Annotated in this window: 9 protein-coding genes and 1 pseudogene; 7 read left to right on the top strand and 3 right to left on the bottom strand. The window is 67.0% G+C overall.

The features are described from left to right. The 5 genes from ACTHLF_RS10040 to folE2 form a co-directional block, all read left to right on the top strand. Window positions 1–288 (top strand): YciI family protein (locus ACTHLF_RS10040; protein ID WP_440327072.1); only part of this gene is annotated, 288 nt, incomplete at its 5' end. A 10-nt stretch (window positions 289–298) separates the two neighbouring features. Next, a complete protein-coding gene (gene ubiG, locus ACTHLF_RS10035) occupies window positions 299–1,018 on the top strand; it encodes a bifunctional 2-polyprenyl-6-hydroxyphenol methylase/3-demethylubiquinol 3-O-methyltransferase UbiG (RefSeq protein ID WP_440327070.1) in 720 nt (239 codons plus the stop codon). After that, window positions 1,015–1,695, top strand: a complete 681-nt coding sequence (locus ACTHLF_RS10030; protein WP_440327068.1) for an HAD family hydrolase — start codon at window positions 1,015–1,017, stop codon at window positions 1,693–1,695. Before ubiG ends, ACTHLF_RS10030 begins: the two co-directional genes overlap by 4 nt. Continuing rightward, a complete protein-coding gene (locus tag ACTHLF_RS10025) occupies window positions 1,692–2,528 on the top strand; it encodes a squalene/phytoene synthase family protein (RefSeq protein WP_440327066.1) in 837 nt (278 codons plus the stop codon). The genes ACTHLF_RS10030 and ACTHLF_RS10025 overlap by 4 nt, the downstream gene beginning before the upstream one ends. Window positions 2,529–2,624: 96 nt before the next feature. Next, entirely contained in the window at window positions 2,625–3,548 is a 924-nt protein-coding gene (gene folE2, locus ACTHLF_RS10020) for a GTP cyclohydrolase FolE2 (protein WP_440327064.1), read from the top strand. Between the two features lie 158 nt (window positions 3,549–3,706). On the opposite strand, the gene ACTHLF_RS10015 is transcribed toward folE2, so the two are convergent. From ACTHLF_RS10015 to yidD, 3 genes are all read right to left on the bottom strand, one after another. Beyond that, window positions 3,707–4,492: a M23 family metallopeptidase gene (locus ACTHLF_RS10015; protein WP_440327074.1), complete on the bottom strand. Its 786-nt coding sequence runs from the start codon at window positions 4,490–4,492 to the stop codon at window positions 3,707–3,709. Window positions 4,493–4,596: 104 nt separating this feature from the next. Further along, complete coding sequence (locus ACTHLF_RS10010) at window positions 4,597–5,937, bottom strand: dihydroorotase (protein WP_440327062.1); 1,341 nt, start codon at window positions 5,935–5,937, stop codon at window positions 4,597–4,599. Then, window positions 5,930–6,190 carry a membrane protein insertion efficiency factor YidD gene (gene yidD, locus ACTHLF_RS10005; RefSeq protein ID WP_440327061.1) on the bottom strand — a complete coding sequence of 87 codons (261 nt, stop codon included), beginning with the start codon at window positions 6,188–6,190 and terminating at the stop codon, window positions 5,930–5,932. The genes ACTHLF_RS10010 and yidD overlap by 8 nt, the downstream gene beginning before the upstream one ends. Before the next feature lie 121 nt (window positions 6,191–6,311). Between yidD and dksA the strand changes: the two are divergent. Both dksA and ACTHLF_RS09995 read left to right on the top strand, forming a co-directional pair. Further along, a pseudogene (gene dksA / locus ACTHLF_RS10000) lies at window positions 6,312–7,367 on the top strand (RNA polymerase-binding protein DksA). An 87-nt stretch (window positions 7,368–7,454) separates the two neighbouring features. Then, the gene (locus ACTHLF_RS09995) at window positions 7,455–8,876 is read left to right on the top strand and encodes a nicotinate phosphoribosyltransferase (RefSeq protein WP_440327060.1); all 1,422 of its coding nucleotides are present in this window, start codon (window positions 7,455–7,457) and stop codon (window positions 8,874–8,876) included. Window positions 8,877–9,044 lie beyond the last annotated feature (168 nt).

Here is a 9,044-nt window from a genome sequence, read left to right as displayed (position 1 = left end):
GGGAGATGCGCCGTGAACGACACGATCCATCTCTACCTGGTGATGGCCATGCGCAACCCCGGTTTCCAGGCATCGGCGGCGCAGGAACACATGGGGTTCCTCGACAGCCTGATCGAGCGCGGCCTGCTGGAGATGACCGGCCCGTTCACCGATGGCAACGGCGGCGCCTACCTCCTGCGCGCTGCCGACCTGGAGACCGCCACGCAGATCGTCCATGGCGACCCGCTGCATACCAGCGGCTCGTCCACCCTTACTGTCCACGAGTGGCGCGTGCGCCGTTTTCCCTGAGGCAACCACGATGCAAACCAACGCCAACGCCAACGCCAACGTCAGCGCGGAAGAAATCGCGCGCTTTGAAAAGCTTGCCGCTCGCTGGTGGGATCCCGATGGCGAATCCCGCCCGCTGCATGACCTGAACCCGGTGCGCTCGGCCTACGTCGCCGGCCGCGCCAACCTGCGCGGTGCGAAGGTGGTGGACGTCGGTTGCGGCGGTGGCCTGCTCAGCGAGGCGCTGGCCCGCGCGGGTGCCAACGTCACCGCCATCGATCTCGGCGCCAAGCTGATCGAGATCGCGAAGCTGCACCTGTTCGAGTCGAACCTGCAGGTGGATTACCGCGTGCAGTCGTCCGAGGAACTCGCGGCCGCCGAGCCGGCGTCCTTCGATGTGGTCTGCTGCATGGAGATGATCGAGCACGTGCCCGATCCCCTCGTGCTCATCCGCGACCTGGCCGCCATGCTGAAGCCGGGCGGCCAGCTGTTCCTTTCGACGCTCAACCGCACGCCGGCCGCGTTCGGCGCGGCGATCGTCGGCGCGGAATACCTGATGCGCCTGCTGCCACGCGGCACGCACCACTACGCGCAGTTCCTGAAGCCCTCGGAAGTGGCGGGCATGCTCCGTCATTTCGAGCTGGAGCTCGAGGATATCTCGGGCCTGGCCTACAACCCGCTCACCCGCAACGCCAGCCTCACCCGCAACACGGCGGTGAACTACGTGCTGGCGGCAAGGAAGCCGGCGTGAGCAAGCTGCCTTTCAAGCCCGAAGGGGTCTTCTTCGACCTCGACGGCACGCTGCTCGACAGCGGCCTGGACCTCGATCACGCGCTGCGCCTGCTGTGCGCGGCGCAGGGCGTCGAACCGCCGCCCTACGAGGCCGTGCGGCCGGTCGTTTCGCGTGGCTCGCGCGCCATCATCAGCGTGGGTTTCCCCCAGCTGGATGAGGCCGGCGTGCTGGCGCTGGTGCCGCGTTACCTTGCCCTGTACGAGGCGAACATGGCAGCGCACACGGTGCCGTTCGCCGGTGTCGAGCCGATGCTTGCAGGGCTGGTCTCCGCGGACATCCGGTGGGGCATCGTCACGAACAAGCCCGGCTTCCTCACCGATGCCTTGCTTCCGCAGGCCGTGCCGCACTGGCAGCCGGCCGCCGTGGTGTCCGGCGATACCCTGCCGGTGAAGAAGCCCGATCCCGCGCCGGTGCTGCTGGCGTGCGAGACCGCGGCCTGTGCGCCTGCGCGTTCGGTGTTCGTCGGCGACGACCGCCGCGACATCGTCGCGGGGCATGCCGCCGGCCTGTTCACCGTGGCCGTGCGCTGGGGTTACCTCGACGGTGGCGACCCCGATACGTGGGGTGCCGATGCCGTGGTCGATCATCCCGATGACCTAGCGGCACTGCTCGGCGTGGGCGAGGTGCCGGCATGACCGATGGCGCCATCCAGAGTTACGTCGACAAGTGGCTGGCGATCCAGCCACAGCAGCGCATCGCGCTCGGCTTCGTCCATCCCGACGTGCGCGACGAGCGCGTGGCACTGGCCGCCCTCGAGCAGGAACTGATTTCATCGGCTTATGGCATCCGCGAACCGCAGGTCGCCGCCGCCAAGTTGCAGTGGTGGGCCGAGGAACTCTCCGGTGCGGCGGCCAGTGGCGGGCGCCACCCGTTGACGAAGCGGCTGTTCGCGAGCGAACGGGCGAAGGCGATCCCGTCGGCCCTGTGGCTGGCGCCGGTACTTGCCGCCATGGCCCAGCTGGAGCAGGGCACCTCGTCGGATTTCGCTGCGCAGGTCGCGGCCGCGCGCAACATGCACGGCGCGCTCGCGGCCCTGGAGACCGCGTGGTGGTTCGGCCCGAAAGCCCCGAGCGAAGCCGCGGCCGAGGTTGCGACGTTGTCGCACCTGGTCTTCGCGCTCTCGCGCCTGGAGTTCGATGCGGACCGGGAGCGCCTCCCGCTGCCGATGTCGCGGCTGGCCCGGCACGGCCTGAGCCGCGGGCAGTTGAAGGAAGATTCCCCCGCCCGCCGCGAGGCACTCAAGGCGCAGCTCGGCGAACTGGCGGCCGGCCTGGGCGCCGCGCTGGGCCGGGGGCAGCCCCTGTCCACCTTCCGTGGCCTGGAGGGCCGCACGGCCCTTGCCACGGCGCGTGGCGCCGCACGAGCCGCAGAACCCTTCGCTGAATTGCACAAGCGCCAGTCCCGCACGGGCCCGGCCACCGCCCTGCGTGCCTGGCGCGCGGCGCGGCAGGCCGGCCGGTTGGGCTGAACGCAGCGTTTCCGGGCACACACCATTGAGCCGTTGCTCATGGCCCCCATCTCGGGGCGAACGGCCGGAAACGTCCTACGTCCCAAGGAACCCCTGATGTACATCCAAGATTCCCCGACCCGCCTGCTGCCCGACGTTGCGTCGCAGGAGCACGCCCTGGCCATTGGCACGCTCGACTGGGTCGGCATGGATGGCATGGAAATGCCGGTTGCCTTCGATGCCGGCGACGGTGACGTCCGTTCGACCGGTGCCCGCGTCGGCGCGTTCGTGAACCTCACGAAGCCGGAGAAGCGCGGCATCCACATGTCACGCCTGTACCTGCTGGTCTCCGAGGCGCTCTCGGCCGGTCCGCTCACCGTCGCGGGGATCCGCGCGCTGCTCGGCGAGTTCCTCTCGTCGCACGAAGGACTGTCCGACCACGCGCGGATCACCATCGGCTTCGAGCACCTCGTACGCCGCCGCGCCCTGCGCAGCGACAACAGTGGCTGGCGCGCCTACCCGATCACCATCGACGCCACCATGCGCGGTGACCAGTTCCATCTCGAGGTCACCACCGACGTCGTGTACTCATCGACGTGCCCTGCGTCGGCGGCGCTGTCGCGCCAGCTCATCCAGGACAACTTCGCGAAGTCGTTCCCGGCCGGCGAAGCGATGGATCGTGAAACGATCCTTGCCTGGCTTGGCACGGAGCAGGGCATCATCGCCACGCCGCACGCCCAGCGCAGCACGGCCACGATCCGCGTTGCGCCGAAGGGCGAGGGCGTGTTCAACCTGATCGGCATGATCGACAACGTCGAGACCGCGCTCGGCACGCCGGTGCAGACCGCGGTGAAGCGCGCCGATGAACAGGCGTTCGCGCTGGCCAACGGCAGCAACCTGATGTTCTGCGAAGACGCCGCGCGGCGTATCCAGAAGACTTTGGAATCCGACCCGGGCGTCGCGGATTTCCACGTGCGCGTTGCGCACCACGAGAGCCTGCACCCGCACGACGCGGTGGCGTTCGCCAGCAAGGCGCGCTAAAGCGCCACTACCTGTAGGAGCCCACCCTGTGGGCGACATTTCTCGCGGGAGAGCGACAGGAACCGTGGCTCTTTCGCGAAAGGCGTCGCCCACAGGGTGGGCTCCTACGGTGCGAAAGGCGTCGCCCACAGGGTGGGCTCCTACGCGATCGGCAACGCTCAGGGCGCCCGGATCCCCGGCAACAACAACGGATCCAGCCGCACGCCGAACCAGTTGAATCCCCAATGCACGTGTGGCCCCGTCGCGCGTCCGGTCTTCCCAGCCGCGCCGATCACCTGGCCCTGGCGGACGCGTTCGCCGACCTTCACGTCGATGCGTGACAGGTGCAGGAAATTGGATGACAGCCCGAAGCCGTGATCCAGCAGCACCGTGCCGCCGGTGAGGTAAAGATCCGGCTGGGCGAAGGTGATCACACCCGCTGCGGGCGCCTTCACCGGCGTGCCTTCGGGCACGGCGATGCCCATGCCCGAGTGCGGTGCCTTCGGGTCGTCGTTGTAGATGCGCTGGTTGCCGAAACGTCCGCTGATGCGGCCGGTCACCGGCCAGATGAAGCCATGGTCGAAATCTTTGCGGGCGTCATCGCGGTTGCGCGCCGCGACGACGAGTGCCTGCTCGCGTTCGATCCGCGCCGCGATCTCCGGCGGCGGGTTCACGGTTTTCGGCGGCACGCCTTCCACGCGTTCGATCGGCCAGTCGCGCGGGGTGACCGCCACGCGGGTGCTGCGGCCGCCGACGTCGACCACGAGCGGGCCCTGTTCGTCACGGCCGGCGCCGAACACGAAGACGCCATCGGCGCCGACATGGACGGGCTTGCCGTTGACCCGCACCGGCGTACCGGGCGGGGCGTGGGCGATGACCAGGGCGCCCTGCGACATCGTGGTGGGGAGGTCGGAGGGGGCTGCCATGGCCACGGTTGGAGACATCAGCAGCGCGGCGCTGGCCATCGTTCGCAAGCTCACTCCCACAAGCGCGCGGGCGCGGCCGTTGTGGGAGCGTGCTTGCACGCGATCAGCGCTGGCGACACCACCGCATTCCCTTGCGATTTTTCTCATCGATCGAAAGCCAACCGCTGCCCGCGAACGCTCTCATCGACCGTCTTGCCATCAAACACACGCTGCCCGTTCACAAAGGTCGAGGCGATGCTGCTGCTGAACGTGTAGCCCTCGAACGGCGACCAGCCACACTTCGAAAGCACTTCTTCACGGGTGACCGTGTGCGGCTTGTTCGGATCCACCAGCACCAGGTCGGCTGCGTAGCCTTCGCGCAGGAAGCCGCGATCCTTCACGTTGAATAGCTTCGCCGGGTTGTGGCACACGGTTTCAATGACGCGTTCCAGCGTGAGCTTGCCTTCGGTCACGCGCTGCAACGCTGCCTGCAGGGCGAACTGCACGAGCGGCAGGCCCGACGGCGCCTTGTCGTACTTCTGCTCTTTTTCTTCCAGCAGGTGCGGCGCGTGGTCCGTGGCGAGCACGTCGAGGCGGCCTTCGGCCAGCGCCTTCGTGATGGCTTCGCGGTCGCTTTCTTCCTTGATCGCCGGGTTGCACTTGATGAACGAACCCTTCTCCTCGTAGTCCTTCCTGCCGCCGAAATGCAGGAAGTGCACGCAGGTTTCCGCGGTGATCCGCTTGCTTTCGATCGGGCCCGGCTCGAACAGGGCGAGCTCATCGGCGGTGGAGATGTGCAGCACGTGCAGGCGCGTGTTGTGCTTCTTCGCCAGCGAAATGGCCAGGCGGGTCGACTTGATGCAGGCCTCGCGCGAGCGGATGTGCGGGTGCTCCCACACCGGGATGTCCTCACCGTACTTCTCGTGCGCCTTCGCGAGGTTCGCGTCGATCATCGGCGTGTCTTCGCAGTGCGTGATGATCGGCACGGGCGTGTCGCGGAAGATCCCGTCCAGCGTCTCCGGGTTGTCGACCAGCATGTTGCCCGTGGAGGCGCCCATGAAGACCTTCACGCCCGGCGCAGCCTTGGGATCGAGCTTGCGGATGTGCTCAAGGTTGTCGTTGCTGGCGCCCATGTAGAACGCGTAGTTCACCAGCGATTTTTCGGCGGCGAGCGTGTACTTGTATTCCAGGCTGTCCCGGTCGAGTGCCGGCGGCTTGGTGTTCGGCATTTCCATGAAGCTGGTGATGCCGCCTGCGGCGCAGGCCCGCGATTCCGTCGCAAGGTCTGCCTTCTGCGTCAGGCCGGGTTCACGAAAATGGACCTGGTCGTCGATCATGCCCGGGAACAGCCACAGGCCACTGGCGTCGATCACCTGTTCGTCACGTTCTGTTTCCAGACCCGGCGCGATCTTCGCGATTTTTCCATCGCGGATGCGGACGTCGGCTTTGAACCGCTTGTTCTCGTTGACCAGTTCGGCGTTCTTGATCAGCCAGGCATCAGTCATGGGTATGAGCTCCTTGGGCGCCGCAGCGGCGCAGGACAAATTGGTCAGGGACGGGATCGTGGCCACCCTCGCAGAGGGGCTGGCACCGCAGGATGCGCCAGCTGCCGAGCAGCGTGCCCCGCAAGGGGCCGAAGCGGGCTATGGCAATCCGCGTGTAATCGGAACAGGATGGATGGAACCGGCAATTGGCCCCCAGCAGGGGACTGAGCCACCGCTTGTAAAGGGACAACAGGAAGAGGAGGAGGCGGGTCACTGTCTCTTGGCCAGGTGGGGGTGCCTGCGTTGGGCACTCAACAGTATCCCAGAAGATAGGTTGCTGGGGTAACGCATCTGGGCTATAACACCCCGCCGCCACGGCCACCGAGGTGAAGGAAATGGCGAAAAACGCTCGTAGCTCCACCGTTGCCAAGGCTGCCGCCAAGAAGGGCGGGGCAGGTGACGCGTTGAAGACCAGGACGGTTGCGGCCGGGGGGAAGGCACCGGCGAAAACGGCCGTGCACGCGGCGGCGAAGCCTGCGGCGAAGACCGCGAAGGCCGCGCCCAAGCCCGCTGAGAAGAAAGCGGCTGCGCCTGCGAAGTAGGCTGCCGTGAAGACCGTGGCCAAGCCGGCCCCGGCGAAGAAGGCACCGGCCAAGGCGGCCGCGCCCGCCAAGGCAGCACCGGCCAAGGCGGCACCCGCCAAGAAGGCGGCGGCGACCAAGGTACCCGCGAAGGCGGCAGCAAAGGCACCGGCCCCGAAGGCCGCGCCGGCTCCCGTCCCCGCAAAGAAAACGGCCCCGGTGGCGGAACACATCGCCGCCAAGGCCACACCCAAGCAGCAGGTGAAGGCAACGCCGGCACCCGCACCAGCGCCGGCGGCCAAGGCCGCCACCAGCCCAGCTCCCGGTCGCAAGGCGTCCGCGGTGGGCAGCGCTACCCCATCCAGAAACGAGAAGTCCGCGCAAGCCAGCATGAACAGCACCACTCTTGAAAACGGAATCACGAAGGAAGATGGCCGCTACGCGCTGCCCGCTTCCACGGTCATCGACCTGCCCAAGGGCTACAAGCCGGGCCCCGATGAGGAATACATGAGCCCCCGGCACCTCGCCTACTTCCGCAACAAGCTGAAGGACTGGCGTGAGCAGCTGGTCGAGGAATCGCGCCAGACCATGGACAACCTCCGTGAGGAAGTCCGTGACGTGGGCGACGAGGCCGAGCGTGCCACCCGCGAGACCGAAAACTCGCTGGAACTGCGTACGCGCGATCGCTACCGCAAGCTCATCTCCAAGATCGACAAGGCCCTGCGCCGGATCGAGGAAGGCCGCTACGGCTTCTGCGAGGAGACCGACGAGGAGATCGGCGTGGAGCGGCTCGATGCGCGCCCCATCGCTACGCTTACGCTCGATGCGCAGGAGCGCCGCGAGCACCTGCAGAAGCAGATGGGCGACTAAGCGCCACGTCCCATGCATTGCACGAAGACCCCGCCACCCGGCGGGGTTTTTTTATGGGCGTAGACTGGCGGGTGCCAAGGAGATCGCATGTTCCCGCATTTGCAGAACCTCATCCTCAATACCGATAGCTACAAGGCGAGCCACTGGTTGCAATACCCGCCCGGGACGGATGCCACGTTCTTTTACGTGGAATCCCGCGGAGGCCTGTTCGATCGCACGGTGTTCTTCGGCCTACAGGCGATCCTCAAGGGCTGGCTCGCGCGCCCCGTGAGCCACGGCGACGTCGACGAGGCCCGGGATTTCTTCGCCGCGCATGGCGAGCCGTTCAACGAGGCAGGCTGGCGGCGCATCGTCGAGGTGCATGGTGGCCGCATGCCGATGCGGATCCGCGCCGTGCCCGAAGGCAGCGTGGTGCCCACGCACCAGGCGCTGGTCACCATCGAATCCACCGATCCGGAGGCCTTCTGGTTGCCCAGCTACCTGGAGACGCTGCTGCTGCGGCTGTGGTACCCGGTCACCGTCGCGAGCCTGAGCTGGCAGGTGAAGCGCAGCATCGCCGCTTTCCTCGAGAAGACCAGCGACGATCCGGCGGCCCAGTTGCCGTTCAAGCTGCATGACTTTGGTGCCCGCGGTGTATCGAGCGCCGAATCGGCGGCGCTGGGCGGCATGGCCCACCTGGTCAACTTCATGGGCACCGACACGGTGCAGGGCGTGCTGGCCGCGCGCGCGTTCTACGGGGAGCCGATGGCGGGTTACTCGATCCCCGCCGCCGAGCACAGCACCATCACCAGTTGGGGCCGGGAGCGCGAGGTGGATGCGTACCGCAACATGCTGCGCCAGTTCGCGCGCCCTGGCTCGCTGGTCGCGGTGGTCTCGGATAGCTACGACATCTTCCATGCGATCCGCGAGCACTGGGGCAAGTCGCTGCGCGAGGAAGTGATCGCTTCGGGTGGCACGCTGGTCGTGCGGCCCGACTCCGGCGACCCGGTGGAAGTGGTCCACCAGTGCATCGAACTGCTCGACGAAGCGTTTGGCTGCACGGTGAACGGCAAGGGTTTCCGGGTGCTCAACCACGTGCGTGTCATCCAGGGCGATGGCGTGAACCCGCAGAGCATCCGGGCGATCCTGGAGCGCATCACCGGCGCGGGTTACTCCGCCGACAACATCGCGTTCGGCATGGGTGGCGCCCTGTTGCAGAAGGTCGACCGCGATACGCAGAAGTTCGCCCTGAAGTGCTCGGCGGCGCGCATCGATGGCCGATGGGTGGATGTGTTCAAGGCGCCGGTGACGGATGCCGGCAAGTTCTCGCAGCGCGGCCGGCTGACGCTTACACGGCACCGCGAGTACGGCACCTGGAAGACGGTGCCGATCCCTGAGGGCGTGGCGCGGGCGGAAGACATGCGGCTCGACCACGGCTGGGAGCACGCGATGGAAACGGTGTGGGAAAACGGCGAACTGTTGAAAGACCAGACCTTCGCCGAGATCCGCACGAGAGCCGCGTCGTCGTAGGAGCCCACCCTGTGGGCGACGCCGTTGGCCGTAGCGAAACAGGCCCTCAGGCGTTATCGCGAAAGATGTCGCCCACAGGGTGGGCTCCTACGAGATCAGGCGGCCTGCTTCGGGATCGAATGGTTCGTATGCGTGATGCGGTTGTCCGCATCCACGTAGACCAGGTCC

The sequence above is a fragment of the Luteibacter sp. genome (assembly GCF_051958795.1).
Taxonomy (GTDB): domain Bacteria; phylum Pseudomonadota; class Gammaproteobacteria; order Xanthomonadales; family Rhodanobacteraceae; genus Luteibacter.
Note: the sequence above shows the minus strand (reverse complement) of the source record. Positions and strands in the feature narration are given on the sequence as shown.

What these genes read in the sequence shown, in the direction of transcription:
- ACTHLF_RS10025 (WP_440327066.1), top strand. Translation starts at nt 1,692, where the DNA reads ATGACCGATGGCGCCATCCAGAGTTACGTCGACAAGTGGCTGGCGATC.
- ubiG (WP_440327070.1), top strand. Translation starts at nt 299, where the DNA reads ATGCAAACCAACGCCAACGCCAACGCCAACGTCAGCGCGGAAGAAATC.
- ACTHLF_RS09995 (WP_440327060.1), top strand. Translation starts at nt 7,455, where the DNA reads ATGTTCCCGCATTTGCAGAACCTCATCCTCAATACCGATAGCTACAAG.
- folE2 (WP_440327064.1), top strand. Translation starts at nt 2,625, where the DNA reads ATGTACATCCAAGATTCCCCGACCCGCCTGCTGCCCGACGTTGCGTCG.
- ACTHLF_RS10015 (WP_440327074.1), bottom strand. Translation starts at nt 4,492, where the DNA reads ATGGCCAGCGCCGCGCTGCTGATGTCTCCAACCGTGGCCATGGCAGCC.
- ACTHLF_RS10010 (WP_440327062.1), bottom strand. Translation starts at nt 5,937, where the DNA reads ATGACTGATGCCTGGCTGATCAAGAACGCCGAACTGGTCAACGAGAAC.